Source organism: Amycolatopsis sp. MtRt-6, from assembly GCF_017308975.1.
GTDB lineage: Bacteria > Actinomycetota > Actinomycetes > Mycobacteriales > Pseudonocardiaceae > Amycolatopsis.
This window is the reverse complement of record NZ_JADWPD010000033.1, coordinates 65,658-91,278: the sequence shown is the minus strand read 5'-3', so window position 1 is coordinate 91,278 and position 25,621 is coordinate 65,658. Positions and strand designations below refer to the sequence as shown.

Below are 25,621 nucleotides of genomic sequence, written 5' to 3'. Positions count from 1 at the left end.
TGAAGGGCGGACGCGGCGTGTCCGCCCAACATAAGCGCCACGGGGAACCGGTGACTACCTACGAACGGGTGGTGGTCTAGACAACAGTGGGGCGCCCCGGAGACGGGCGCCCCACAGCGTTCGGTCAGACGGTCAGCGTCCAGGAGGACAGGTAACCGGTGTCGGCCGGGCCGACGTCCCGCAGCCGCAGCTGCCAGTTGCCGTTGGCTGCCTCGGTGGAGGCGTTGACGGTGTAGGTGGTGTCGATGTTGTCGGCGGAGTCGCTGTTGGAGTTCTTCATCCGGTACGCCGTGCCGTCCGGAGCGACCAGGTCGAGGACGAGGTCACCGCGGTAGGTGTGGGTGATGTGGACCTCGACCTTGGTGGTGCCGGACGCGTTGCGCGCGCAGCCCGCCACGTTCACCGTGCTGCTGACCGCGCTCGCGGGGTAGTCGGGGATGTTCAGGCGGGTCGAGTTGGTCACCGGCGCGCACGAGGAGCTGCCGACGCCGAGGGAGAACGTCGCCGTGTGGTCGGCGTTCGCACCGTCCGCGGTCACGGTGATCGGGAAGCTCCCGGTCGGGGTGGACGCGGACGTCGTGATGGTCAGCGTCGAGCTGCCACCCGACTGCACGGTGGCCGGGCTGAACGAAGCCGTCGCGCCCGCGGGCAGGCCCGACGCGGACAGCGCGATCGACTGCGCCGAGCCGGACGTCGTCGCGGTGCTGACCGCGACCTGGAGCGACTGTCCCGGTTGGACGGTCCCGGACGCCGGGTTCAGCGTCACGGAGAAGTCGTTGCCCTGCGGCGTGCCGACGGCCAGCTTCCAAAGCGCGTAGGCGATGGCGTCGCTGTTCTTCTCCAGCGGCACGTCCGGGATGTTGGCGATCGTGTCGCACGCGCGGTGGTAGCAGTTGTCGAACGCCGAACCCGCGGTGCCGCCCCACTTCTGCGCCTGCGCCGAGCTCTTGATGTAGCCGGCGCCGGTGGCCAGGCCGCCGACCGGGATGCCCGCGCTCTTGAAGGACGCGTGGTCGGAGCGGCCGTCGCCTTCGGTGTCGCCCTCGGTCGGGATGCCGATGGAGGTGAAGTACTCGTCGAAGACGGCCTTGATCGAAGCGACGTCGTCGTAGACGAAGTAGCCCCAGTTCTTCGAGCCGATCATGTCGAAGTTGAGGTAGGTCTTGATCTTCGTGCGTTCGGTGCTCGGCAGGTTGTTGACGTAGTACTTCGACCCGACCAGGCCGGACTCCTCGTCGGCCCACCAGCCGAACCGGACCCGCTTGGCCATCGCCGGGTTGGTCCGGGCGAGCGTCAGCGCGACCTCGAGGATCGACGCGCTGCCCGAGCCGTTGTCGTTGATGCCGGGGCCGGCGCTCACGCTGTCGAGGTGCGCGCCGAGCATGATGACCTGGCTCGCGTCGCCCTGCGGCCACTCGGCGATCAGGTTCTGCGTCTGGCCGATGCACCCGGTGCAGGTCTGCCGGGTCGTCGTGTAGCCGGCGTTCTTCAGCAGGTTTTCCACATAGGACACCGAGGCCGCGTACCCGCCGCCGCGCGGCGAGCGCGTGCCGCCGTTGTTGTCGGCGATGGCCTGCAGCTGGTTGAGGTGGGCCTTGACGTTGGCGAGCGAGATGTCCGGCGCGGCGAGCACCGTGGCGGGCGCGGCGGTGGCCGCTGGCGCGGATACGATGCCCAGCGCGGCGGCCAGGGCGGTGACCCCGGCGCCGAGTCGTGTCTTCCACTTCATGGCGGTGAATTCCTTAGGTGGGGGTTGGGGAGAACGGCCGTGAAGGCCGCACCGGGGCAGGTGCGGCCTTCACGGGGTGAGGGGTGCTACACGGTCAACGTCCAGGAGGACAGGTAACCGGTGTCGGCGGGGCCGACGTCGCGGATGCGGAGCTGCCAGTTGCCGTTGGCGGCTTCGGTGGAGGCGTTGACGGTGTAGGTGGTGTCGATGTTGTCGGCGGAGTCGCTGTTGGAGTTCTTCATGCGGTAGGCGGTGCCGTCGGGGGCGATGAGGTCGAGGACGAGGTCACCGCGGTAGGTGTGGGTGATGTGCACCTCGACCTTGGTGGTGCCGGAGGCGTTGCGGGCGCAGCCCGCCACGTTCACCGTGCTGCTGACCGCGCTGGCCGGGTAGTCGGGGATGTTCAGGCGGGTCGAGTTGGTCACCGGGGCACACGAGGAAGTGCCGACGCCGAGCGAGAACGTCGCCGTGTGGTCGGTGCTGGCCCCGTCGGCGGTGATGGTGATCGGGAAGCTCCCGGTCGGGGTCGACGCGGACGTCGCGATCGTCAGCGTCGAGGAGCCACCCGACTGGATGGTCGCCGGGTTGAACGTCGCGGTCGCGCCGGCGGGCAGGCCCGAGGCGGACAGCGTGATCGACTGCGCCGAGCCCGAGGTGATCGCGGTGCTGATCGTGGTGGTCGCCGAGGCGCCCGGCTGCACCGAACCCGAAGCCGGGTTCAGCGCCACCGAGAAGTCCGGCCCGCCGCCGCTGCAGGAGGCCGGCTCACCGGTGGCCGCGGTGACGGAGACGGCGTCCCACGCGGCCTTGGTGGTGTTGTACTCGGTGCAGCTGCCCGGGAAGAGCGCGATCGCGGCTTCGAGGGTCGCCTTGCGGGCGGCCTTGTGGTTCCACGACGAGGTCTTCTTCAGCAGGCCGTTGTAGAAGATCTTACCGGCCTTCTGGATGCCGATGCCGGTCACGCTCGAGCTGTTGCAGGTCGGGCTGGCCGGCTTGCCGCCACCCGGGTTCGAGCCCTCGGCGAGCAGGTAGAACCAGTGGTTCTGCGGGCCGGCCGCGGCGTGCACCTCGGTGCTCGGGATCGACGACGAGTAGCAGTTCGGGTCGCCGGCCTTCGAGGGCTGGTACATGTAGCGGATCGGGCCCTGGCCGACCAGGTTGACGCCTTCGCCGACCTCGTAGTCCGGGACGTCCTTGGGGTTGTTGGCGTACGCCTCGGTCAGCGCGCCGAAGATGTCACCGGTCGACTCGTTGAGGCCGCCGCTCTCGTTGCCCGAGCCCGCGCCACCCGGGGTGGTCTGGAAGATGGCGTGCCCGTACTCGTGGGCGACGACGTCCATCGGCGTGGCCTGGCGCTGGTTGTCCTGCGAGTGGCCGAAGTGCGTCGACGAACCGTTCCAGTAGGCGTTGACGTCGTTGAGGCCGACCGAAGCCGGGAAGCCGCCGCCGTTGCCGTTCATGCCGTTGCGGCCCAGCCACTCGGCGAGCATCTTCCACTCGGTCTGGGCACCGAACAGCGTGTCGACGCAGGCGGTTTCCAGGTCGGTGCCGGAGCCGTTGCCCCAGTTGTTGTCCGGGCCGCTGTAGACGGAACCGCCTTCGCGGCCGCAGCTGAGGTTCGTGCGGGCCGGGTCGCGCATGGTGTACGTGCTGCCGGACTGCGTCGTGTCGATGGTGACGTTGCCGGCGTAGTAGCTGTTGCCGGCCCCTTCCGCGTTCACGGTGGCGGGCTGGGCCTGCCGCTTCACGCCCGAGTCGAACGTGCGGACGTCGTCCCGCTTGTCGAGGATCGCCCCGGTGGCCGCGTCGACGAACACGTGCAGGTTGCTCGGCGCGGTGGCGGTGCGGCCGGCGACGACGACCTCGTAGGCCAGCTTCGGGTTCGCCCCGGCCAGCACGACCTTCTCCGGCGTGCTCACACTGTCCACAGTGGGCAGTTGAGCGCGCGCGGTGGCGGCGGCCTTGGCCGCGTCGACCAGTGCCTGGGTGCCGACGGTGATCGGCGCGGTCTCCGCGGCGCTGGTGCCGCGGACGCGCCCGGCGCCGTCGGCGACGACGACCGCGTCCCCGCCCACGACCCGCAGGCCCTGGTAGGTGCGCTGGTAGGCGCCGTAGAAGAGGCCGGCGCCACCAGGGGTGAGGCCGATGCGCTGGAACGACTCGGCCGGGCCGCGGCGCAGGGCGTCGAGACCGCTGGCGGCCGCCTGGTCGGCGGCGCGGGCGGCGGCCGCTTCGGGAGCGGCGGGCTGTGCTTGAGGCGCCGCGCTCGCCGGGGTCACCGGCAACGCGAGCGTCATGGCGAGCCCGGCGGCGGCCGCCAAGCCCGTGCTTAACCCACGATGGGTCATCGAGGTCTTCCTTCCATGAAGGCAGAATCGAGGTCCGGTACAGGGGAAGAGGGGAGACGTGTCCGGGGTGCTAACAGGAGGTATGCGTCCGGACGCATCCGAGTAAAGGATCAGCCGATCTGGGCGTCAATGCGCCGAACGGACCAACAGCGCGTTCGGGATTCTCGGATCAATTCGTACAAACCCCGCTACAGCAGGGGATTCTCGGCGCGTTCCGCGTCGGAACGACTTTCGTAGGGATTGTCGGCGACACCATCCGAACGCCGGACGGTCTCGATCATCGAGATTCGTTAGTACTGCTCAGAATCGCTTCAGCTGTCTTCCGCGCCCAGCGCGAGAAGCCCGTTCCGCAGCACGTCCGCGGCCTCCGCCTGCTTTCCGGTCTCGCCGAGCAGCTCGCTCAACGGCCGCAGCGCGCGGACGAGCACCCCGCGCGCGCCCAGGCCGGTGGCGAGCTCGACGGCGGCCCGCAGGTCTTCGGCCGCGCGGCGGGCGTCGCCGCGGGCCCTGGCCAGCGATCCCAGCTGCAGCCGCAGCTCCGCGGCCAGCGGCGTGCCCGCCACGATCGCCGGGCGGATCTGGTCGAGCAGCGCCGCCGCCGTCTCCAGCCGGCCCGCCGCGAGGTACTCCCCGGCGAGCTCGACGGTGATCGCCGGGACGTCGTCCGGCCACGCCGTCTCGCGCGCGGCGGCGAGGTCGGCCAGCGCGCCCTCGGCGTCACCGGCTCGGCCGCGGACCCGGGCCCTGGCCAGCAGGCAGTACGCCATCGCCGGGTGCAGGGCCCGCTCCTGCATCAGGTCGTAGGCCGCGGCGACCGACGCGGCGGCGTCGGCGAACCGGTCGGCCGCCAGGTGGCTGCGGCAGACCTCGACGTGGCTGCGGGTGAGCTCCGCGAGCACCGCCGGGCTGCCCCGGGCGAGCCGCAGCGCCGATTCGGCGTACTCGGCCGCCCGCTCGAGGTCGCCCTGGCGCAGGTGCCGCTCGGCCAGGCAGGCCCGCAGCGTCAGCAGCATCGACGGCTGCGGGTAGCCGTCGCGCAGCAGCTCGGCGTGGCAGGTTTCCAGCAGGTGCACCGAATACCGCACCTCGCCCCAGCCGGTCAGCACCGCCGCCCGCAGCGGCACGACCATCGCCCGCACCGGCGGCGGTTCGCCCGAAAGAGCCGTTTCGGCGTCCGAGACGTACTTCGTGCGGACGTCGCCGGTCGAGTACCCGGCCAGCCACAGCAGCGCGATCCCGGCCTGCCGCGGCCGCTCCAGGCGCTCGGCCCGGCGCCGGATCCGCTGCATCCGCGGGGTCGCGCGGCGGGCGTCGCCGGCCAGGAACCGTTCCGCCGTCTCGATCAGCTCGAGGTCGAGCTCGATCAGTTCCCGCGGGGACCGGCCGCCGAGCAGCTCGTCGGGATCGATGCCCAGCTGCTGGGCGAAGAACCGCAGCGCGTCCCCCGACGGCGTACGCGCGCCTGTCTCGACCGACGACACGTACGCCGCGGAGTACTGCGGTCCGGCGAGTTCGCGCTGCGTGAGCCCGCGTTCGGTGCGCAGCTCACGCAGACGTTCGCCGACGCTCTCGCTCACCCGGGTGCCTTTCCGCCGTGGACGTCCAGGGTAGGCCTCCGCACGCGCCGCAGCCGGTTGGCGGGGTACCGGTGCCGGCGGTGAGCGAGAACTGCGCGGTGTGGTCGGCGTCCCCGGCCGGCAAGACCAGCTTCGGTGCTGCCACGGTGTCCACTGTGGAGACTTCGCTCGTCGTGTTCTTTGCGGCCTGCCCGGCGTCCAGCGCGGCCTGCGTGCCGACGGCGATCACCGGCAGGCCGTGGTAGGTGCGCTCGTAGGACGCGAAGTGGAGCCCGCCGCCACCCGGGGTGACTCCGGTGCGGACGAAGGCCTCCCCGGCGCCCTTCGCGAGCCGGTCGGCGCCGCTGAGGGCGGCCTGGTCGGCAGCGCGGGCGGCGAGCGCCTCGGGCGGGGTGGCGGCGGGAGGTGCGGAAGCGGCGGCGGCCGGGATCGCCGCCGGCCCACGTGGGGATCTCATGGGGAACCTTTCCGGGACCGGGAGCTGCGTGACCAGTTGAATAACAGCTGTTATTGCGCCGGACGCATCCGAGTAAAGGTTCCGTCCGCGGACGGGTCAATGGGCCGAACGGAGCAGCGCGGCAGCGCGATGATCGCCCGTTGCGGGACAAAACCCCAGGTGGCGGCGAGGTGGCGTACTGGTCTGAACCAATTCACAGACTTTCGTAGGAAAGTTGCTTCGACCCGGACCACCGACCCCGCTGGTCCGCCGTGTCGCCCCCTCAATCACGCGAGATGCCTCCCCAATCACGCGAGATGCCCCTCTGATCACGCGTGATACCCCTCCCGTCACCCGGAACTCGGGTGATTGGAAGCGGGACTCGGGTGATTGGAAGGGCATCTCGCGTGACTGGAGGGGTATCTCGCGTGACTGGAGGGGCATCACGGTCAGGTGTCGGTGGCCGCGGAGTCCAGGCCGCGGCGGTAGGCCTCGACGGCTTCGTCGAGGTGACCACGCTGCCGGAGGGTGTCGCCGAGGCGGAGGGCCGTTGACACCGCCGCGCCGTGCAGGGACGCGGCCGTCTGGATCTCGAAGGCCTCGCGCAGCAGCCGGGTCGCCGTGTCCGGATCGCCGAGGGACCGGGCGACCTGGCCCAGCAGGCTCGTTGCCTCGCCGAGCGACTCGACGTCGCGGGACAGCAGCTCCCGGACCTCCGCGACCAGCGCCGCCGCCTCCGGAGCCGCGCCCTGCCGGAGCCGGACCTCGGCCAGTTCGAGCGTCGCCCCGGCGACGCCTTCCTCCGCGCCGATCGCCCGCAGCTGGTCGCGGGCCGCCGTCAGCTCGGCGCGGGCCTCGTCGAGGCGGCCCAGCCGGCGCAGCAGGTAGCCGCGGGCCCAGCGGCAGCGGGCCGCGTCGCGGTCGAAGCCCGCCGACGCGAACAGCCGGCACGCCTCCGTCAGGTCCTCGTCCGCCCGGTCCGCGCGGCCGGTCGCCTGCCACGCCTGCGCCGCCTGCCGGTGGAACCGCGCGACGAAGTCCGGCCGCGTCGCCGCCCGGGCCAGCCGGCGTCCGTCCTCGGCCGCGCGGCGGGCGCGGTGCAGGCCGCCCATCTCGACCAGGGGGTGGATCAACGCTGTGAGCAGGCACAACTCGGCGTCCGGGTCGGACGGCCGCGCCGCCAGCTCGGCTTCGACCCGGGCGATCGCCGTGCCCGCGTCGCCGCGCTGGAACCGGCAACCCGACCACCGGTGCACGATCATCGCCCGCAGCCACGGCGGCGCCGCGCCGGCCAGCTCCTCCGCGTGCTCCAGTGCCGCCTGCGCCCCCGAGACGTCGAAGAGCTGCCACTTCACCTCGGCCCGGCAGAACCGCGCGTAGCACTCGACGTCGTCGAGGTGGTAGCCCGCGGCCCGCTCGGCCACGGCGGCGAACCGCTCCTCCGCCGCGGCGATCCGGCCCTGCTCCAGGTCGCGGTAGCCCTCGTCCAGCGCCGCGCGCAGCTCGTCGGCGACGCCGGGTGGCCTGCCGAACCGCAGCTCGTCGACGGTCAGCCCGAGCCGCTGCGCCAGGTAGGCCAGCATCTCCTCTGACGGCGGGCGGCTGCCGGTTTCGACCTTCGCCAGGAAGCCCCGGTCGTAGCCTGGCTCGGCCAGCTCGCGCTGGGTCCAGCCGCGGCCGGTGCGCAGCCGCCGGATCCGCGCGCCGAGCGGTTCGGCGGGGGCGCTGGTCATCTCCCCACGGTAGGTCATCCGCGCGGCCCTCGCGGAAACGGACATATTGACGCCTCCGGCCGCGCCGGGCTAGCGTTCTCCGCTAAATAGGAAACTTTCCTAACAAAGTGGAGGCCGATCATGCGCCTGCTTCCCGTCGTGACGGCGGCCGCGCTCGCCGTCCCGCTCGCCGCGTCCCCGGCCGAGGCCGCGACCCCGGCCGAGGTGCGCGTCGACCAAGTCGGGTACGCGCTGGGCGAGGCGAAGCACGCGTACCTGCTCGGCGGCGCGCCCGGGAAGTTCACCGTCGTCGACGAGCGCGGCCGCACGGTCCGCGAAGGCCGCACGAGCGCGAGCCTCGGCGCCTGGAACGCGCGCTACCCGGCGGTGTTCGACCTCGATTTGTCCACTTTGGAGAGACCGGGCACCTACCGGATCAGGGCGGCGGGCGCGACGTCGCCGCCGTTCCGGATCGACACCGCGCGCCGCCTGTTCCGCCCGCTCGTGCGCGCGACCACCGAGTTCTTCCAGGCCCAGCGCGACGGCCACGACGTCATCCCCGGCCGCCTCGACCGCGAGCCGTCGCACCTGGCCGACCGGACGGCGACCGTCTACGCGCAGCCGAAGTTCGCCGGCGAAGGCGGCGACGAGATCGTCGAACCCCTGAAGCCGCAGGGCGGCCCGGTCGACGTCGAAGGCGGCTGGGTCGACGCCGGCGACTTCGTCAAGTTCACCTCCAACACCGCGTACTCGCTGGCCGAGCTGGGTTACGTGCTGCGCGAAGACCCCGATCCGGTGCTGGCGACGGAGGTCCGGTTCGGCCTCGGCTGGCTCGACAAGGTCTGGGACGGCCGGACCAAAACGCTCTACGCCCAGGTCGGCATCGGCACGGGCAGCGAGGAGTTCGGTTTCCTCGGCGACCACGACGTCTGGCGCAACCCGCAGGACGACGACGCACTCGACGTCAAGCCCGGCGACCCCGCCTACTTCGTCAAGCACCGGCCGGTGTTCCCCGCGGCCCCGGCGGGCGCGCCGCTGTCGCCGAACCTCGCCGGCCGGGTCGCCGCCGCCTTCGCGCTGGGCGCCCAGCTGTACGCCCACCGCGACCCCCGGCTCGCCCGGCACTACCTCGCCGAGGCGGCGGCCGTGTTCGCGCAGGCCAAGACGGCGGACGTCGGCGAGCTCGTCACCGCGTTCCCGCACGCGTACTACCCGGAGTCGTCGTGGGCGGACGACCTGGAGCTGGGCGCGACCCAGCTCGCCCTGGCCGCGCGGGCGCTGAAGGACCCGCGCGCCGACGGCTGGGCCCGCGACGCGGCGAAGTGGGCGAAGGCCTACATCGGCAGCGGCGACACGAGCACGTTGAACCTCTACGACACCAGCGCGCTCGCCCACGCCGACCTGGCCGTCCTGCTGCGCACCGGCGTCCCCGGTGCGGCGCTCGGCGTCCGCGACTTGGCCGCGGACCTGCGGCGTCAACTGGACGAAGGTGTCGCGTCGGCGAAGACGAGTCCATTCCGGACGGCCGTGGCGGTCACCGACTTCGACGCCGCCAGCAAGAGCTTCGGTTTCGCCGCGACGGCCCGGCTTTACCAGCGCGTCACCGGTGACACCCGGTACGCCGCGTTCGGCGCGCAGCAACGGAACTTCACCCTCGGGGCCAACGCCTGGGGCGTCTCGCTCGTCGTCGGCGTCGGCACGACGTCCCCGCAGTGCCCGCACCACCAGGCCGCGAACCTCGCCGGACCTTCGAAAGTGCTCTACGGCGCGGTCGTCAACGGCCCCAACGGCGCCGGCAACTTCGCCGATCTGCCGTTCCCGGCGGGCGCCAAGGAATGCACCCGTCCGTATGAATCCTTCGACGGGCAGGGAAGCCGCTACGCCGACGACCTGAGTTCATGGCCCAGTAACGAGCCCGCCATCGACTTCACCTCCACCGCGCTTCTCGCGTTCTCGCTGGCGGCGAGGCCGTAGCATGGCGTAGTGAGCGAACAGTCTGAATGGCCGGACGGCCAGTACCCCGAACGCCCGGTGGAGCGGCACAAGGGCCCGGTCGTGCTGCGTCGCGACCGCCGCGACCAGGGCAGCACGACCGACCAGCGGCTCCTGGACTCGCGTGGCCCGAGCGACTGGGTGCACACCGACCCGTGGCGCGTGCTGCGCATCCAGGCCGAGTTCGTCGAGGGCTTCGGCGCGCTCGCCGAGGTTCCGCGCGCGGTCACCGTGTTCGGCTCGGCCCGCACCAAGCGCGACAACCCGGAGTACGAGCTGGGCCGCAAGATCGGCGGGGCGCTGGCCAACGCCGGCTTCGCGGTGATGACGGGCGGCGGACCAGGCGCGATGGAGGCCGTCAACCGCGGCGCGGCCGAGGCCGGCGGCTTCTCCGTGGGGCTCGGCATCGAGCTGCCGTTCGAGCAGGGCCTGAACCCGTGGGTCGACCTCGGCGTCAACTTCCGCTACTTCTTCGCCCGCAAGACGATGTTCATCAAGTATTCGCAGGCCTTCATCTGCCTGCCCGGCGGCTTCGGCACGCTCGACGAGCTGTTCGAGGCGCTGACGCTGGTGCAGACGAAGAAGGTCACGAAGTTCCCGGTGGTGCTGTTCGGCAGCGACTACTGGGGCGGGCTCTACGACTGGATCAAGAACTCGGTCATGGCCGAGGGCAAGATCAGCCCGCACGACCTCGACCTGCTGCACGTCACCGACGACATCGACGACGCCGTCCGCGTGGTGCAGGAGTCCTACCAGGCGTGGGAGGACACGCACTGATGCGGCGGATCTGCGTCTTCTGCGGCTCGTCGATGGGCTTTTCGCCGCGCTACGCCGAGCAGGCGGCGGCCCTCGGCAAGCTGCTGGCCCAGCGCGGCATCGGCCTGGTCTACGGCGGCGCGAGCGTCGGCACGATGGGCGTGGTCGCCGACGCCGCCCTCGCGGCGGGCGGCGAGGTGATCGGCGTGATCCCGGAGGCGCTGTCGTCGGTCGAGATCGCGCACGCCGGGCTGACCGAGCTGCACGTCGTGGCGGACATGCACGAGCGCAAGGCCAAGATGGCGGCCCTGTCCGACGGCTTCCTCGCCCTGCCGGGCGGGGCGGGCACCCTGGAAGAGCTGTTCGAGGTCTGGACGTGGGCCCAGCTGGGGCTGCACGGAAAGCCGATCGGCCTGGTCGACGTCGACGGGTACTACGCCCCGCTGATGACCTTCGCCGACCACATGGTGACCGAGGGCTTCCTCAAGGACGGCTACCGGCAGCTCCTGCTGACCGATCCCGATCCGGCCGCGCTACTGGACAGGTTCGAGACGTACGAGCCGCCGGCACCGCCGAAGTGGGCGCCGCCGGGACCGTAGGCGCTCGTTATCTTGTTTCGCTGATCTTGTGCGCGCCCGCCCGGGCGCGGCACGGTGGCTCCACCACCCGGTCCCGAAGGAACAACAGAAGACCTCCTCCCGCAGCTTCCGTTGCCGCGGGGCTCGTCGCGACAGCCCGCGATGGTCGCGCCGCTGTCGAGAGGAGGTCGCGAAGTGGTCGTTCCCCCGAGCCGGACGGCCCGGTCGAAGCTTCGCCGGGTCGCGAAGTGGTGCCATCGCCGGGCTCGCCCGGCCTGGCGGGCGGTGCGCGTGGTCCTCGTGCTCCTGGAGGCCGTCGTGGCACCCCTGAGAAAGGACGAGGCCCTCGCCGTCACGGCGAGGGCGCTCATCGTGGTGGGTGACACGATCGCCGACGCCGGCAAGCACGGGCGATCGTGACGTCGGTCCGGCCGTCCGCGAGGCGGCCGGGCCTTCCCCCACGATGCAACAACACCGGTGGACGTGAGCCAAGCGCCGATATCCTGGGAGCGACACGAAAGTGGTTTCGTTGCGGCGGATCGGGGAGGGGACGGCCCGATGACCACCTGCACGGTGTGCGGCGACCCGCTGCCCGAGGCGACCGAAACGGGCCGCCCCCGCAAGTTCTGTTCCGACAAGTGCCGGTCGAAGGCCCACCGCGACCGCGAACGCGAAGCTGAGCGCGATCGGGCCCGGCTGGCCCGCCGGTGCGAGATCGAGGTGGCCGGGAGCCGGTGCGCGCGGGGCGCGGTGTTCGTGCTGGCGGTGGACGGGCGCGAGCTGAAGGTCTGCCCGGGCTGCCGCGAGCTGGCGCTGAGGTTCCTCGTCGGCCAGGGCGCGTCCGCGACCGCGATCGAAACCCGGCGCATCGCCGGCCCGGACAACGCGCCCCCGCCGCGGCCCACCGAGTGCGGGACCGTGCTGCTCATCGAGGACGACGACCGGGTGGCCCCGGTACTGAGCGCCGTGCTGCGCCGCGAGGGTTACGAAGTCAGGGTGGCCTCCCGCGGTGGGACCGGCTTGCGCGAGGCGATCGTGCAGCCGCCCGACCTGGTCCTGCTCGATCTCGGCCTGCCCGACATGGACGGGCTCGCTGTGCTGGGCAAGCTGCGCGAGGCGAGCGACGTCCCGGTGATCATCACGACCGCGCGCGGCGAAGACGACGACAAGATCCGCGGTCTGGACAGCGGCGCCGACGACTACCTCGTCAAGCCGTTCCAGATCGAAGAGCTCCTCGCCCGCATGCGCACGGTCCTGCGGCACCGCGCACCCCGGTCGGACGACGTCTACGACGACGGAGTGCTCCGGGTGGACTTCGCGCTGAAGCAGGTCCGGGCCGCCGGGAGCGACCTGGTGCTGTCGCCGCGCGAGTACCGGTTGCTGGAGTTCCTGGTCAGGAAGCCGGGCACGGCTCGTCCCGCCGAGGCGATCAGCGCGTACGTGGGTGGCGGGGCCGAGTCGAAGCGGTACCTGGCGGTCCTCGTCAACCGCGTGCGTCAGAAGCTCGGTGCCGAAGGGCTCGGCCGCGACGTGATCGTCGCCGCGAACGGGATCGGTTACTACTACCGGCCGCAGGGCCGGACGATCGGCTACAGCCACGCGGCGAACCTCGTGAACTAGGCCACGCCTTCGCTCGGCCGCTTGTGGTACGTGTCGACGTACTCCTGGCCCGAAATCTCCAGGATGGCGTACATCACCTCGTCGGTCACCGACCGCCGGATCGCGGGCGCGTAGTCCTGGCCCTCGTAGCGCGAAAAGTCCAGGGGCTTGCCGAACGTGATGCCGATCTTCGCCAGGCGGGGAATCTTCGCACCGCCGGGCTGCAGCTTCTCGGTGCCGGTCAGCGCGACCGGGACCACCTTCGCGCCGGTCGCCAGTGCCAGCGCCGCGACGCCGGTGTGGCCGCGGTGCAGGCGGCCGTCCAGGGAGCGGGTGCCCTCCGGGTAGATCGCGAAGACGCCGCCCGCGTCGAGCACCTTGCGGGCCGCCTCCAGCGCGGCGAGCCCCGCCTGGGCGTTGCCGCGCTCGACCGGGACGTAGCCGAGGCCGCCGAGGAACCCGGCCAGCGCCCTGCCCTTGAGGCCCTTGCCCGCGAAGTACTCCGCCTTGCCGAGGAACTTGACCTGCCGCGGGGTCGCGAAGGTGATCACGCCGGTGTCGAGGGCGGCGCGGTGGTTGGCCGCCAGCAGCACCGGGCCGGTGGTGGGCACGTTCTCCACGCCGTGCACTTCGGGCCGGTACACCGCCCTGACCAGCGGTCCCAGCACGAACCGGACAAGCTGCGCGATCAAGTGGTCCTCCTCCTCGGTAGCGGTGCCATCAGCATGGCACGATCGTTACTCGTGAGTTGGTTCGAGCGGCGTACGTGGCAGGAGCCCGGTTGGACCCCCGCGGACATCGTGGCCGCGAAGGGTGACCGGACGGTTTCGGTCGTGCTACCTGCCCTCGACGAAGAGCGGACCGTGGGCGACGTCGTCGCGTCGGTGCGGCCACTGGTCGGCTCCGTCGTCGACGAGCTGGTCGTCGTGGATTCGGGTTCCACGGACGCGACCGCCGAAACGGCCGAGGCCGCGGGCGCGCGGGTGGTCCGCCGCGAAGACGTCCTGCCGGACCTGCCGCCGGTGCCCGGCAAGGGTGAGGTGCTGTGGCGCTCGCTGGCCGCGACCAGCGGCGACTTCGTCGTCTTCCTCGACTCCGACCTGGTCGACCCGGACCCGGCGTTCGTGCCCTCGCTGCTCGGGCCGCTGGTCGCGGAAAGCGGCGTCCACCTGGTCAAGGGCTTCTACCGCCGTCCGCTGCGGCTGGAGAGCAGTGGTGGCGGGCGCGTCACCGAGCTGCTGGCGCGGCCGGTGCTCTCGGCCCTGCGGCCGGCGCTCGGCGGCCTGATCCAGCCCCTCGGTGGCGAGTACGCGGGCACGCGCGAGTTCCTCGAGTCGGTGCCGTTCGCCGCGGGGTACGGCGTCGAGATCGGGCTGCTGCTCGACGCCGAGGCGCGGTACGGTCTCGACGGGCTGGCGCAGGTCAACCTGGGGGTCCGCAAGCACCGCAACCGGTCGCTGAGCCAGCTCGGCGTGATGTCCCGCCAGATCCTCGGCACGGCGCTGGACCGCTGCGGTGTCCCGGCCGCGGACGCGCCGTTCACGCAGTTCGTGCAGGTGGACGAGGAGTGGGTGCCGGACGTCACGAACGTCCGGGTGGACGGCAGGCCGCCGATGCGGGAAGTGCTCGCCCGGCTTCGAGGGTGAGCACCTCGTCGAAGCCCTCGAGGTGCTCGGGGCGGTGGGTGACGAGGACCACGCTGCCCCTCGCCCGCGCGAGGACGTTCTTCAGGACGGCGTCGCCGTGGGCGGGGTCGAGGCCCTCGACGGGCTCGTCGAGCACGAGGACCTTCGGGGCGGCCAGGACGGCCCTGGCGAGCACCAGCCGCTGCCGCTGACCGCCGGAGAGCGCGTCGCCGTCGGGGCCGGTTTCGCGGTCGAGGTCCAGGTCGAAGCCGGCGGTTTCGCAGGCGTCTCTCAGTTCGTCGTCGGTCGCGTCCGGCTTGGCGAGCAGCAGGTTGTCCCGGACGGTCGTGTGGAAGACGTGGGCGTCGGCTTCGGCGCCCGAGATGACGGCCGGCAGGTCGGCGTACTCGGCGAGCGGGTGACCGTCGAGGGTGACCCGGCCTTCGGTCGGGGCCTGGCTGCCGAGCAGGAGCCGGAGGAGGGTCGTCTTCCCGGCACCGCTGGGGCCGAGGATCCCGACGCGTTTGCCGGGCGGCAGGTCGAGGTCGACGCCCCGCAGCGCCGGGGCCCGGCCGGGGTGGCGGACGCCGGCGTTCTCGAGCCGGAAATGCCCGGTCGCGGCGGTGCGGTGCCCTTGTGGGGCGGCGGGTTCATCCAGCACGGCGCGCACCCGGGCGGCGGAGGCCCGGATCTCCGGAACGCGCCGGGCGGCGCCGATGAGCGGGAGGACGACCTCGAAGGCGGTCACGGCGGCGAGGGTGAGGGCGGCGGTCCAGGGCACGGAGGCGTGGGCGAGCAGCCCGACGGCGACGGCGGTGACCAGCTGGGCGAGCACCCCGGCGGCGCCGAGCAGGGCTTGTTTCCGCGCCGCCGCCTGCTCGCCGGCGGCGATGTCGTGGACGACGTCCGCGGCTCGCCGCCGGTGCTCGCCGAGCGCCCCGGCGGCGACGAGCTCCCGGCGCCCGGTGACGAGTTCGACGGCCCGGTCGGCGAGTTCGGCCCGCATCGGGGCGCTTTTTCGCGAGGTCGCGGTGGTGACCCGGATGACCAGCCACGGAAGAAGCATCCCGGCGACGAGCAGCCCGGCGGCGAGGGCCCCGGCAGCCGGTAGCGACGCGGTGGCGGTGACGCCGACGGCGGCGGTGCCCACGAGGCCGGCAACGCAGGCGGGCAGGAGCCACCGCAGGACGGCGTCCTGCAGAGCGTCCACATCGGACACCAGGCGGGTGACGAGGTCGCCGCCGGAGTACCGGGTCCCGGGGATGAGGGCCTGGTAGACGCGGGTCCGCAGCGAGCCGAGCCACCGGAGGACGACGTCGTGCCCGGCGAGCCGTTCGGCGTACCGGAGGCCGCCGCGGAGCAGGGCGAGCGTCCGGACGGCGACGATGGCGACGGTGAGCGCGGCCAGCGGCGGCCGCTCGGCGGCGCGGAGCAGGAGCCAGGCGGCGGTGGCCATGAGCGCCAGGGCGGCGAGTTCGGCGGCCGCTCCGAGGAGGGCGGCGCGGAGGAGGCGGCGAAGGTCCTTTGTGGACACGGCCCAGATGGTCACACCGCCACCTCCGTCCGGACCCGGCCGTCGCGGAGCTCGATGACCCGGTCGGCCAGCGCGACCATGGCCGGGCGGTGGGCCACCATGACCGCCGTCCGCCCGGGCAGCAGCCGTCGGGTCGCCGACAACACCGCCTCCTCCGTCCGGGAATCCAGCCGGGCCGTCGGCTCGTCCAGCAACACCAGCCCCGCCGACGTCCGCGCCAGCGCCCGGGCCAGGCCCACCCGCTGCCGCTGTCCCGCCGACAAGCCCGAGCCCAGCTCGCCCACCTGCGTCGCGTAGCCCGAAGGCAGTCCCGCCGCCACCGAATCCAACGCCGCCGCCCGGGCCGCCGCGGGCACGTCGGCCGGGGACCCCAAGGCGATGTTCGCGGCCAGCGACCCCTGGAACAGCGTCGGCCGCTGCGGGACCCACGCCACCTCGGCCAGCCAGTCCGGCGACGACAGCGAACGCAGGTCCACACCGTCCACCAGGACCCGTCCCGACGACGGCGTCACGAACCCCAGCAGCACCGCCAGCACCGTGCTCTTCCCCGACCCGCTCGGCCCCACCAGGGTCACCCGCGCACCGGCGGGCACCGAGAAGTCCACATCGGACAACGCCGGAACTCCGTCATAGGAAACCGAAACGCGCGAAAAGACCAGAGAAGGCGCGCCCCGGCGACGGGTGAAGGCGCCCGACCGGGGAACGGGCACCGGCACCGCCAGTGCCTCCCGCAACGCCGTCAGCCCCTCCGCCGCCGCGTGGAACTTCGCGCCCGCCGCCCGCAGCGGCAGGTACGCCTCGGGCGTCAGCAACAGGATCAGCAGCCCCGTCCGCGCGTCCAGCCCGCCCGACAGCAGCCGGAACCCGATCGGCACCGCGACCAGCGCGACCGACAGCGTCGCGACCAGCTCCAGCACCAGCGCCGACAGGAACGCCACCCGCAGTGTCTTCATGGTCGCGTCGGCGTGCGCGGCGGCCATCGAACGCACCGTCGCCGCCTGCGCCGACGCCCGGCCGAACACCTTCAGCGTCCCCAGCCCGCGGACGACGTCCAGGAAGTGCCCGCCCAGCTTCGTCAGTAACTCCCACTGGGCCGACGCCTTGGCCTGCTTCCCGACCAGGATCGCGAAAACGGGGATCAGCGGCAGCGTGACCACCACGACGACCGCCGACGTCAGGTCCGTCGTGCACAGCCGCACGATCACCGCGACCGGGACCACGACCGAAACCACGAGCGACGGCAGGTACCCGGTCAGGTAGCTGTCCGTGGCGTCCACGCCGCGCGTGATCTGCGTCGCGACGACACCCGCCCGATCCGACGCGGACCCGAGCAGGCGAAGCCGCAGCGCGCCGCGCACCGACGCCGCGAAGCGTCCACTGAGGACGGAATGACCCCACGACAGCGCCACGCGCGCGCCGATGGCCACGACGAGGAACCGCGAAATCCCGCCGCCGGTGAGGAGCGTGGCGAGCCCTTCGGCCTGGAGCAGCACCGCAACGGCGGTGAGCAGGCCGAGCAGGCACAAGAAGAGCAGGTACCGCCGGAGTCCGGGCAGTGCGGGCACGGCGTCCCCCTAGAAGTGCAGCAGCGAGCGCTCGTCGACGGGACGGCGGTGCGCGCGCCAGGTCAGCCACTGCACCACCAGCAAAACCAGCACCGCGGGCGGCGCGAACCAGGCCAGTACCGCGAACGTCTCCGGCGCCGTCGCCGCTTCGTCGAGCGTCAGCGCCGGGGAAGCCAGCACGGTGGGGAACCGCAGCGTCCCGGCGAGCAGTGCCGGACAAGCCGAAAGCGTCATCGACCCGACGAGTGCGAGCCGGTACCGCCGTACCGACAGCCCGACGCGCATGACGGCGAAAGCCGCGAAGGCCAGGACGACCGCCCCCACGCCGAGCGCGGAAACGCCGTCGAGCGCGAAGTATCCCCACACCGAGGCGATCGCCAGGAAGGCCAGCACCGGCGCCGAGAACGCCCGGGCCAGCCGCACCGCGCGGGCGGTCAGCTCGACCGGCGCCCGCACGGCCAGGAACGCCGCGCCCTGCAGGCAGAACAGCGCGACGAACCCGAGGCCCCACAGCACCGCATACGGGGTGAACAGGCCGAGCACGTCGGTGACGGGCGGCAGCCCGATGACCAGGTTGCCGAGGAACAGGCCCCACGACAGCGCCGTCACCAGCGCGCCGCCGACGATGCCCGCCGTCCAGGCGCCGCGCCGGGCGTCCGGGCGGCGGCTGCGCAGCTGCATCGACGCCGTGAACGTCACCAGGCCGAGCAGCAGCGTCACGACCAGGACGTACGCCCCGGCGAACACCTTGCCCTCCAGGTGCGGGAACGCCCCGAACAGCAGGCCGACGGCGGCCACCAGCCACACCTCGTTGGCCAGGAAGAACGGCCCGAGCGCGCCGAGCGTCTGCCGCCGCTTCCGTTCGCCGGCCTCGAACGCGGGCAGGAGCATCCCGACGCCGTAGTCGTAGCCGGCCAGCGCGAAGTAACCGCAGGTCAGCAGGCCCAGCACGCACCACCAGAAGGTCGCCATCGGTCAGACTCCGCTCAGGACGGGCTGTCCGGTGGGCGCTTCGACCGGGTCCGGGCCGCGTTTGGCGACGCGCGCCATGAGCACCCAGTCGGCCACCGCGAGCGCGGCGAACAGCAGTGAGAAAGCGATGAAGGAGAACAGGATCTGGCCGGCCGGGACGTCGGCGATCGCGTCGGCGGTCCGCAGCTTCCCCCAGACCAGCCACGGCTGGCGGCCGATTTCGCGCACCAGCCAGCCCAGGATCGCCGCGACGAACGGCAGCGGGATGGCCGCGACCATCAGGTAGTGCAGGAACCGCGCCTTGGTGAGCCAGTTCCGGATCAGCAGCAGGGCGCCGAGCAACGCGCACAACAGCATCGCGAACCCGATCAGGATCATCAGGCCGAGCGGCAGGCCGACACCGACGCCGGCGTCCTCCAGCTTGTCCGGCTGGTACTTCGCGAGCTCGCCGAACTGCGCGAACCCCTGGTTCACGACCAGGATCGACCCGAGCAGCGCCGCCACCACGCCGAGCCGCATCGACCGGCGGAAGAACTCGACCTCGCTGGTGCGCCTGAGGAAGTGCCAGGCGCTGACGCCGACGACGAAGAAGCCGCCGGTCACGATCGCCGCGCCGGCGACGTGCGGCAGCGACGCGGTCAGCGCCGGGTTGGTGAACAGCGCGCCGAAGTCGTCGAGGCGCAGCGTGCCGTTTTCGAGGCGGCTGCCGACCGGGTTCTGCAGGAACGAGTTGGCCAGCATGATGAACAGCGCCGACGCGTACGCGGTCAGCGTGACCAGCCAGAGCAGCGTCAGGTGCAGCCACTTGTGCATCCGCCCGAAGCCGAAGATCCACAGGCCGAGGAAGGTCGACTCGAGGAAGAACGCGACCAGCGTCTCGATGGCCAGCGGCGCCCCGAAGACGTCGCCGGCGAAGGCGGAGAGCCCGGTCCAGGTCAGCCCGAACTGGAACTCCATCACGATCCCGGTGGCGATCCCGAGCGCGTAGTTGATCACGTACAGGCGACCCCAGAAGCGGGTCATCCGCAGGAGCTCGGGCTTGCCGCCGAGCGTCCAGCGCGTCTGCATCACGGCCACCAGCGTGACCAACCCCAGCGTGAGCAGCACGAACAGGAAGTGGAACGAAGTCGTCGTCGCGAACTGGAGTCTCGCGATCGGAAGAGCGTTCATGTAGACAGGCTACACATAGCCTGTCTACATGTAGCGAGCCGACGTGTAGACTGCTTACCCATGAAGGCGGACACCCTGCGCGGCCACCTCGACGCGTTGCTGCTGGCCGTGCTCGACGGCCGGAAACTGCACGGCTACGCGATCATCGAGGCGCTCCAGCTGCGCAGCGGCGGCGCGCTCGACCTGCCGACCGGCACCGTGTACCCGGCGCTGCGCCGGCTCGAGCGGGCCGGCTGGCTGGCCAGCGAATGGGACGTCGTGTCCGGCCGCAAGCGGCGCACCTACCGCCTCACCCGCTCCGGCGAGCAGGCCCTGGCGGCGGAACGCGCCGAGTGGCGGGAGTTCACCACGGTCATCGGGGGAGTACTGGGGACATGATCGACGCATACCTCGGAGAACTGGACCGCAGGCTGCACGGCTGCGGCCGCTTCAAGGCCGATCTCCTGAAAGAGGCCCGCGACGGCCTCGACGACGCCGCCGAGGCCTACCGCGCGGGCGGCTGGAGCGACGAGGACGCGCAGCGCCGGGCGGTCGCCGACTTCGGGCCGGCGGAGGTGGTCGCCCGCGACTACCAGGCCGAGCTCGGCATGCTCAGCGGCGTCCGCACGCTGTGGAAGCTCATCATCGGCGTCCCGGCGATGCAGATCGCGTGGGACTACGCGCGGATCCTCACCTTCGGCGAGTGGACGAAGCTGTCGACGCCGACCCCCGACTGGTACAAGGTCGTCGCGCACGCCTCGCACGGCGCGGTGTTCGTCGTACCGGTGATCGGGGCGCTCGCCCTGCTCGGTATCCGCTGGCTGAGCCGCCGCCTCGACGGCGCCGGGCTCGCCCGGTTCTGCGGCGTCCTGATCGCGCTCGCGGTCGGCGTCAACCTCGCCTCGATGGGCCTGCTGATCGCGGCGACCGGCGTCGTCGACGCGTCGAGGCTGTTCCTCAGCGTCCCGTGCGCCCTGCTGATGGTCGCCTGGCTGGCGCTTTCCGTCCGGCTCGTCGTGCTCGCGAGACGATCCTGGGGTGGGTATGCCACGATCGTCGCGTGACGACCGCGCTGATCTACCTCGTAGTCATGCTGCTGGTGGCGGCCGTGGTGTTCCTGCTCGCCGCCGTCGTGTTCGGCCGGGGTGAGGAGCTCGCCCCGCTGCCGCCGGGCAGCTCGCCCACGCGGCTGCCCGCCGAGGACATCACCGGCGAGGACCTGGCCGAGGTCCGCTTCCAGATGGTGCTGCGTGGTTACAAGATGTCCGAAGTGGACTGGGTGATGCGCCGGCTCGGCGTCGAGCTCGACGAGCTGCGGGCCCGGATCGCCGAGCTGGAGGCGCGCGAACGCGAGCGTTCGCCCGAGGCGTCCCCGTGACGGACCTGATCCTCTCGGTCGACGTCCGCGCCCCCGCGGGGACGACCTGGCTCGCGCTCACGGACTGGGCGCGCCAGGGCGAGTGGATGCTCGGCACCGAGGTCGAGGTGGTCGAGGGCAACGGCCGCAGCGTCGGGTCGCGGCTGTCGGCGTTCACCGGCGTGGCCGGCGTCGGCTTCACCGACACCATGGAGATCACCAGCTGGGAGCCGCCGGTGCGGTGTGGCGTCCGGCACCTCGGCAGCATCGTGCAGGGCACCGGCGTGTTCCAGGTGGTGCCGAAGGGCGCGACGCGCTCGACGTTCGTCTGGGCCGAGCACCTGCGGCTGCCGTTCGGCCCGCTGGGCCGGCTCGGCTGGCCGGTGGTGCGGCCGGCGTTCGCGCTGGGGGTGCGCCAGTCGCTGCGGCGGTTCGCGCGGTTCGCGGAGAACTATTCGGTGGGTGGGCATGAGTGAGCTGGTCGGCGCCGACGGCGTCGCGCGGTGCAGCTGGGGCAATTCGACGCCGGACTACGCGGCCTACCACGACGAGGAGTGGGGCGTGCCGCTCCACGGGCAGGACGAGCTGTACGAGCGGCTGTGTCTCGAGTCGTTCCAGTCGGGCCTGTCGTGGATCACGATCCTGCGCAAGCGCGAGGGCTTCCGGAAGGCGTTCAAGCAGTTCAAGCCGGCGAAGGTGGCGAAGTTCGGCGACGCCGACGTCGAACGGCTGATGCAGGACGCGTCGATCGTGCGGAACCGGGCGAAGATCCTGGCCGCGATCAAGAACGCGCGGGCGATCGCCGCGCTGGACACGCCCTTGGACGACCTGCTGTGGTCGTTCGCGCCTTCGTCGCACGAGCGGCCCGCGACGATGGCCGACGTCCCGGCGATCACCGACGAGTCCAAGGCGATGGCGAAGGAGCTGAAGAAGCGCGGCTTCGTCTTCCTCGGCCCGACGACGTGCTACGCGCTGATGCAGGCCACCGGCATGGTCGACGACCACGTCGCGGGCTGCTTCCGGGCGGCCTGAGCCCGGAAGCAGCCGCGGCGTCACTTGCCCTGGAAGGCGGGCTTGCGCTTGCCGACGAAGGCCTCGACGGCCTCGGTGTGGTCGGCCGTAGCGCCGAGCGCCGTCTGGACGGCGTCCTCGGCGTCGAGCGCCTCCTCGAACGTCGACTGCGCGGCCAGGTTCAGCACGCCCTTGATCTTCGCGTAGGCGACGGTCGGGCCGGCCGCGAGCTTCGCCGCCACCTGCTGCGCGCGGGCGGCGAGCTCGGTGTCCGGCACGACCTCGCCGACCAGGCCGAGCCGCAGCGCCTCGGCCGCGTCGACGGTCCGGGCCAGCAGCATCAGCTCGGCGGCGCGGCCGTAGCCGACCAGCCGCTGCAGCGTCCAGGACGCGCCCGAGTCCGGGCCCAGCCCGACGTTGGCGAAGGCCATCAGGAACGACGACGACTCGGCGGCGATCCGCAGGTCGCTGGCGTAGGCGAAGGCGGCGCCGGCACCGGCCGCGGTGCCGTTGACGGCCGCGATCACCGGCTTCGGCATGGCCACGATCGTCTTGACGATCGGGTTGTAGTGCTCCTTGACGGTGTGTAGCGGGGCGGGGTCACCCGCTTGCAGCAGTCCCACGTGCTCCTTCAGATCCTGGCCGGCGCAGAACGCCTTGCCCGAACCGGTCAGCACGACCGCGCGGACTCCCTCGTCGTCCGCCGCCTCGCGCAGCGCCGCGAGCAGTGCTTCCTTCAGCTCGACGGTCAGCGAGTTGTACGCCTGCGGCCGGTTCAGGGTGAGGGTGCGCACCCCGTCGGCGTCGGCGGTCAACAGGACGTCGGATGTGGTCACGTCTTCTCCTTGCGCGGAAAACTTCGGTTGGCCGAGAGTCTTTCACCTCGCGCGGGCCGCATACCAGCACCGATACGGCGGCAAAAGATCGGTCCGCTGATGCGCCCGGCCGCTGATGAGGGACAATGGACAGCAGACCCGGCTGGCTTTCACGCGAGCGCGACCCGGGCGCGCCGGTTGAGACGGAGGGAGCACGCTATGGCGGCCATGAAGCCCCGGACCGGAGATGGTCCCCTCGAAGTGACTAAGGAGGGGCGGGGCCTCGTGATGCGCGTACCGCTCGAGGGTGGTGGGCGACTCGTCGTCGAGCTCTCCGCGGAAGAAGCGAAGGACCTCGGCGCCGCTTTGGCGGAGGTCACCGGCTGACCCAGCCCCCTCCCACCGTCCTTCCGTCGCACCCCGGTCTCCCCTCGGAGGCCGGGGTCGCGGTTCCTCTGCGCCCGAAGGTTGCTCACTGTGCGTAATCCACTACCGCCCGTTCCGGCTACGCTGCTCGACATCGAGGTCGCGGGCGAACTCCGCCGCGGCGTCCCGACGGCCCGGCTGGTGGCCGCGCCCGACAACGATGACGTCGAGCCCCTGGAGATCGAGGGCGTCCGGATCACCGGCAAGGCGGGCGACGTGCAGACGGTGCCCGGCACCGGGCCGCGGTGGATCGCGGGACTGGGCGGCGGCGAGCCGAAGGAGTACCGCAAGACCGGCGCGGCGCTGGTCCGCGCGATCAACGCGGCGCTCGCGGACGACGTCGACCACGGCGGCAAGGCGTTCCGCGCGGTGCAGCTGGAGCTGCCGGAGGAGGCGTCCGGCGAGCACGTCACCGAGCTCACGCTGGGGCTCCTGCTCGGCGGCTACCGGTACAAGGTGACCGGCGAGGACCCGAAGCCGTCCGTGCGGACGATCCGGCTCGTGGGCGAAGACCCCGAGTTGCCTTCGCTGGTCAACCGCGCCTCGGTGCTGGCGGCCGCGACGGCGCTGACGCGCGACCTCGCGAACACGCCGTCCAATGTGAAGACGCCGGCCTGGCTGGCGGACACGGCGGCCCGCGTGGCCGGCCCGCGCGTCGAGGTGACGGTGCGGGACGAGAAGTGGCTGGAAGCGGAGGGCTTCGGCGGCGTCCTGGCGGTCGGCGGCGGGTCGGCGCGGCCGCCGCGGCTGCTCGAGATGGCGTACAAGCCGTCGGGGGCGTCCCGGCACCTGCTGCTGGTCGGCAAGGGCATCACGTTCGACACGGGCGGCCTGTCGATCAAGCCGGCCGACGGGATGCACCTGATGCGCACGGACATGGCGGGCGGCGCGGCGGTGATCGCGGCGATCCGCGGCATCGCGGCCCTCGGGCTCGGCGTCCGCGTGACGGCGCTGGTGCCGTGCGCGGAGAACCACGTCTCGGGCTCGTCGTACCGCCCGGGCGACATCGTCCGGCACTACGGCGGCAAGACGACCGAGGTGGACAACACGGACGCGGAGGGCCGCATGGTCCTGGCGGACGCGCTGGTCTACGGGATCAAGCGGTTCACCCCGGACTACGTGGTCGACGCGGCGACGTTGACGGGTGCGATGAAGGTCTCACTGGGCCTGCGCACCGGCGGCCTGTTCGCCTCGGACGACACGCTGGCCTCCCTGGTGTCCGGCGCGGGCGCCCGGGTGGGCGAGGCGTGGTGGCGGATGCCACTGGTGGAGGACTACGCGGAGAGCGTCCGCGGCGAGTTCGGCGACGTCCGCCAGATGCCGGGCGGCCCGGGCGGCATCGCGGCGGCGCTGTTCCTGCGCGAGTTCACGTCGGGACTGCCGTGGGCCCACCTGGACATCGCGGGCCCGGCGCGGTCGGAGAAGAACTACGACGAGGTGGTCCCGGGCGCGACGGGCTTCGCGGCGCGGACGCTGGTGGAGCTGGCGGCTTCGCTGGCCTGACGGCTCGCGAGGACGTGGTCCCGAAAGCCCGTCACCGCCGGTGTCATCGGCTCCCCGGCCCGCCACACCAGCCCGATCGTCCGGTGTGGCGGCGGTGCCAGCGGCACCTCCGCCACCCCCGCGGGCGTACCCGGCCCGAACCGCGGCAGCAGCGCCACCCCCAGGCCCGCCGCCACCAGGCCGCGCACGGTGTCCGACTCCTGGCCCTCGAACGCGATCCGCGGCGTGAAGCCCGCCGCCGCGCAGAGCTCGTCCGTCAGCGTCCGGACCCCGTACCCCTGCTCCAGCAGCACGAACTCTTCCGAAGCCAGCTCCGCCACGCGCACTTCGCGGCGGCCCGCCAGCCGGTGGCCCGCCGGGACCGACAGCAGGATCTCCTCGTCCACCAGGCCCGCGCAGGCCAGCGACGGCATGTCCGGCAGTGGCGCCAGCAGGGCCAGGTCCAGCTCGCCGCCCGTCAACCGGTCGACCATGTCCTGGCGCGAGCCCTGGACCAGCGTGAACCGCACGCCCGGGTGCCGCGCCCGGTGGCCGCGCAGCAGCGACGGCACCAGCGACCGCCCGAGCAGGTGCAGGAACCCGAGCACGACGTGCCCCGACTCGGGCGACACCTCCTCGCGGGCCAGCCGGACGCCGGTGTCGAGCGCCGCCAGCCCGCGCTCGGCCGCCTCGGCGAGGAGTTCCGCCGCGCGCGTCAGCCGGATGCCGCGGCCGTCCGGGACGGTCAGCGGCGCGCCCAGCGCGTCCGCCAGCGCCGCGAGCCGCCGGCTCACCGTGGGCTGGGGGACGCCCAGCAGTTCGGCCGCGCGTGTGACGTTCCTCGTCTCGCGGAGGGCCGCGAGCAGCGGCAGGTGCGGCGCGACCTGCGCGGATAGCGAATCATACGGCACCGCATCGATTGTGCCAGCTTTGCGCATTGGACGTATTGATTAGGTCT

General features: G+C 72.2%; 25 protein-coding genes. 13 read left to right on the top strand and 12 right to left on the bottom strand.

Annotated elements, in window-relative coordinates:
* Nucleotides 1–124 precede the first annotated feature (124 nt).
* The 5 genes from I4Q55_RS39570 to I4Q55_RS39550 form a co-directional block, all read right to left on the bottom strand.
* A complete protein-coding gene (locus tag I4Q55_RS39570; RefSeq protein ID WP_206795632.1) occupies nucleotides 125–1,729 on the bottom strand; it encodes a M28 family peptidase in 1,605 nt (534 codons plus the stop codon).
* 86 nt (nucleotides 1,730–1,815) lie between these two features.
* A complete protein-coding gene (locus I4Q55_RS39565; RefSeq protein WP_206795631.1) occupies nucleotides 1,816–4,077 on the bottom strand; it encodes a M4 family metallopeptidase in 2,262 nt (753 codons plus the stop codon).
* Nucleotides 4,078–4,388: 311 nt separating this feature from the next.
* Nucleotides 4,389–5,654: a helix-turn-helix domain-containing protein gene (locus tag I4Q55_RS39560; protein ID WP_206795630.1), complete on the bottom strand. Its 1,266-nt coding sequence runs from the start codon at nucleotides 5,652–5,654 to the stop codon at nucleotides 4,389–4,391.
* Nucleotides 5,623–6,111, bottom strand: coding sequence for a hypothetical protein (locus tag I4Q55_RS39555; protein ID WP_242547567.1), 489 nt, complete (start codon nucleotides 6,109–6,111; stop codon nucleotides 5,623–5,625). The genes I4Q55_RS39560 and I4Q55_RS39555 overlap by 32 nt, the downstream gene beginning before the upstream one ends.
* A 428-nt stretch (nucleotides 6,112–6,539) precedes the next feature.
* Nucleotides 6,540–7,823 (bottom strand): helix-turn-helix transcriptional regulator, encoded by a 1,284-nt coding sequence (locus I4Q55_RS39550; protein ID WP_242547566.1) that lies wholly within the window; start codon nucleotides 7,821–7,823, stop codon nucleotides 6,540–6,542.
* 120 nt (nucleotides 7,824–7,943) lie between these two features.
* Here I4Q55_RS39550 and I4Q55_RS39545 point away from each other — a divergent pair, with 120 nt between their 5' ends.
* From I4Q55_RS39545 to I4Q55_RS39525, 5 genes are all read left to right on the top strand, one after another.
* The gene (locus I4Q55_RS39545) at nucleotides 7,944–9,776 is read left to right on the top strand and encodes a glycoside hydrolase family 9 protein (protein ID WP_206795628.1); all 1,833 of its coding nucleotides are present in this window, start codon (nucleotides 7,944–7,946) and stop codon (nucleotides 9,774–9,776) included.
* Nucleotides 9,777–9,785: 9 nt separating this feature from the next.
* Nucleotides 9,786–10,571 carry a TIGR00730 family Rossman fold protein gene (locus I4Q55_RS39540; protein WP_091304403.1) on the top strand — a complete coding sequence of 262 codons (786 nt, stop codon included), beginning with the start codon at nucleotides 9,786–9,788 and terminating at the stop codon, nucleotides 10,569–10,571.
* The gene (locus I4Q55_RS39535; protein ID WP_206795713.1) at nucleotides 10,571–11,149 is read left to right on the top strand and encodes a TIGR00730 family Rossman fold protein; all 579 of its coding nucleotides are present in this window, start codon (nucleotides 10,571–10,573) and stop codon (nucleotides 11,147–11,149) included. Before I4Q55_RS39540 ends, I4Q55_RS39535 begins: the two co-directional genes overlap by 1 nt.
* Before the next feature lie 174 nt (nucleotides 11,150–11,323).
* Complete coding sequence (locus I4Q55_RS39530) at nucleotides 11,324–11,548, top strand: hypothetical protein (protein WP_206795627.1); 225 nt, start codon at nucleotides 11,324–11,326, stop codon at nucleotides 11,546–11,548.
* Nucleotides 11,549–11,686: 138 nt separating this feature from the next.
* A complete protein-coding gene (locus I4Q55_RS39525) occupies nucleotides 11,687–12,748 on the top strand; it encodes a response regulator (RefSeq protein ID WP_206795625.1) in 1,062 nt (353 codons plus the stop codon).
* Here the strand turns inward: I4Q55_RS39525 and I4Q55_RS39520 are convergent.
* Nucleotides 12,745–13,419, bottom strand: coding sequence for a 1-acyl-sn-glycerol-3-phosphate acyltransferase (locus I4Q55_RS39520; RefSeq protein WP_206795624.1), 675 nt, complete (start codon nucleotides 13,417–13,419; stop codon nucleotides 12,745–12,747). The two genes, I4Q55_RS39525 and I4Q55_RS39520, sit on opposite strands and share 4 nt — an antisense overlap.
* A 51-nt stretch (nucleotides 13,420–13,470) precedes the next feature.
* On the opposite strand from I4Q55_RS39520, the gene I4Q55_RS39515 reads away from it, so the two are divergent.
* Nucleotides 13,471–14,373, top strand: a complete 903-nt coding sequence (locus I4Q55_RS39515; RefSeq protein WP_206795623.1) for a glucosyl-3-phosphoglycerate synthase — start codon at nucleotides 13,471–13,473, stop codon at nucleotides 14,371–14,373.
* Here the strand turns inward: I4Q55_RS39515 and cydC are convergent.
* The 4 genes from cydC to I4Q55_RS39495 are packed head-to-tail and all read right to left on the bottom strand — an operon-like array spanning nucleotide 14,309 to nucleotide 19,593.
* Nucleotides 14,309–15,901: a thiol reductant ABC exporter subunit CydC gene (cydC, locus tag I4Q55_RS39510; RefSeq protein WP_206795622.1), complete on the bottom strand. Its 1,593-nt coding sequence runs from the start codon at nucleotides 15,899–15,901 to the stop codon at nucleotides 14,309–14,311. The genes I4Q55_RS39515 and cydC overlap by 65 nt on opposite strands.
* The gene (cydD, locus tag I4Q55_RS39505) at nucleotides 15,898–17,451 is read right to left on the bottom strand and encodes a thiol reductant ABC exporter subunit CydD (RefSeq protein WP_206795621.1); all 1,554 of its coding nucleotides are present in this window, start codon (nucleotides 17,449–17,451) and stop codon (nucleotides 15,898–15,900) included. The genes cydC and cydD overlap by 4 nt, the downstream gene beginning before the upstream one ends.
* Nucleotides 17,452–17,460: 9 nt before the next feature.
* Nucleotides 17,461–18,423 (bottom strand): cytochrome d ubiquinol oxidase subunit II, encoded by a 963-nt coding sequence (locus I4Q55_RS39500; protein ID WP_206795620.1) that lies wholly within the window; start codon nucleotides 18,421–18,423, stop codon nucleotides 17,461–17,463.
* 3 nt (nucleotides 18,424–18,426) lie between these two features.
* Entirely contained in the window at nucleotides 18,427–19,593 is a 1,167-nt protein-coding gene (locus I4Q55_RS39495) for a cytochrome ubiquinol oxidase subunit I (RefSeq protein ID WP_206795619.1), read from the bottom strand.
* 60 nt (nucleotides 19,594–19,653) lie between these two features.
* On the opposite strand from I4Q55_RS39495, the gene I4Q55_RS39490 reads away from it, so the two are divergent.
* From I4Q55_RS39490 to I4Q55_RS39470, 5 genes are read left to right on the top strand one after another with little or no spacing between them, the layout of a single operon-like run.
* Nucleotides 19,654–19,971: a helix-turn-helix transcriptional regulator gene (locus I4Q55_RS39490; protein ID WP_206795617.1), complete on the top strand. Its 318-nt coding sequence runs from the start codon at nucleotides 19,654–19,656 to the stop codon at nucleotides 19,969–19,971.
* A complete protein-coding gene (locus I4Q55_RS39485) occupies nucleotides 19,968–20,636 on the top strand; it encodes a permease prefix domain 1-containing protein (protein ID WP_206795615.1) in 669 nt (222 codons plus the stop codon). The genes I4Q55_RS39490 and I4Q55_RS39485 overlap by 4 nt, the downstream gene beginning before the upstream one ends.
* On the top strand, nucleotides 20,633–20,950 hold the full coding sequence (locus I4Q55_RS39480; protein WP_206795614.1) for a DivIVA domain-containing protein: 318 nt from the start codon (nucleotides 20,633–20,635) through the stop codon (nucleotides 20,948–20,950). Before I4Q55_RS39485 ends, I4Q55_RS39480 begins: the two co-directional genes overlap by 4 nt.
* Nucleotides 20,947–21,405 carry an SRPBCC family protein gene (locus I4Q55_RS39475; protein ID WP_206795613.1) on the top strand — a complete coding sequence of 153 codons (459 nt, stop codon included), beginning with the start codon at nucleotides 20,947–20,949 and terminating at the stop codon, nucleotides 21,403–21,405. The genes I4Q55_RS39480 and I4Q55_RS39475 overlap by 4 nt, the downstream gene beginning before the upstream one ends.
* Nucleotides 21,398–21,961 carry a DNA-3-methyladenine glycosylase I gene (locus tag I4Q55_RS39470; protein WP_206795612.1) on the top strand — a complete coding sequence of 188 codons (564 nt, stop codon included), beginning with the start codon at nucleotides 21,398–21,400 and terminating at the stop codon, nucleotides 21,959–21,961. The genes I4Q55_RS39475 and I4Q55_RS39470 overlap by 8 nt, the downstream gene beginning before the upstream one ends.
* 20 nt (nucleotides 21,962–21,981) lie before the next feature.
* On the opposite strand, the gene I4Q55_RS39465 is transcribed toward I4Q55_RS39470, so the two are convergent.
* Nucleotides 21,982–22,776: an enoyl-CoA hydratase-related protein gene (locus I4Q55_RS39465; protein WP_206795611.1), complete on the bottom strand. Its 795-nt coding sequence runs from the start codon at nucleotides 22,774–22,776 to the stop codon at nucleotides 21,982–21,984.
* A gap of 198 nt (nucleotides 22,777–22,974) precedes the next feature.
* On the opposite strand from I4Q55_RS39465, the gene I4Q55_RS39460 reads away from it, so the two are divergent.
* Nucleotides 22,975–23,142, top strand: a complete 168-nt coding sequence (locus tag I4Q55_RS39460; protein WP_013222969.1) for a DUF3117 domain-containing protein — start codon at nucleotides 22,975–22,977, stop codon at nucleotides 23,140–23,142.
* A 90-nt stretch (nucleotides 23,143–23,232) separates the two neighbouring features.
* Nucleotides 23,233–24,684: a M17 family metallopeptidase gene (locus I4Q55_RS39455; protein ID WP_206795610.1), complete on the top strand. Its 1,452-nt coding sequence runs from the start codon at nucleotides 23,233–23,235 to the stop codon at nucleotides 24,682–24,684.
* On the opposite strand, the gene I4Q55_RS39450 is transcribed toward I4Q55_RS39455, so the two are convergent.
* Entirely contained in the window at nucleotides 24,609–25,574 is a 966-nt protein-coding gene (locus I4Q55_RS39450) for a LysR family transcriptional regulator (protein ID WP_206795609.1), read from the bottom strand. The two genes, I4Q55_RS39455 and I4Q55_RS39450, sit on opposite strands and share 76 nt — an antisense overlap.
* Nucleotides 25,575–25,621 lie beyond the last annotated feature (47 nt).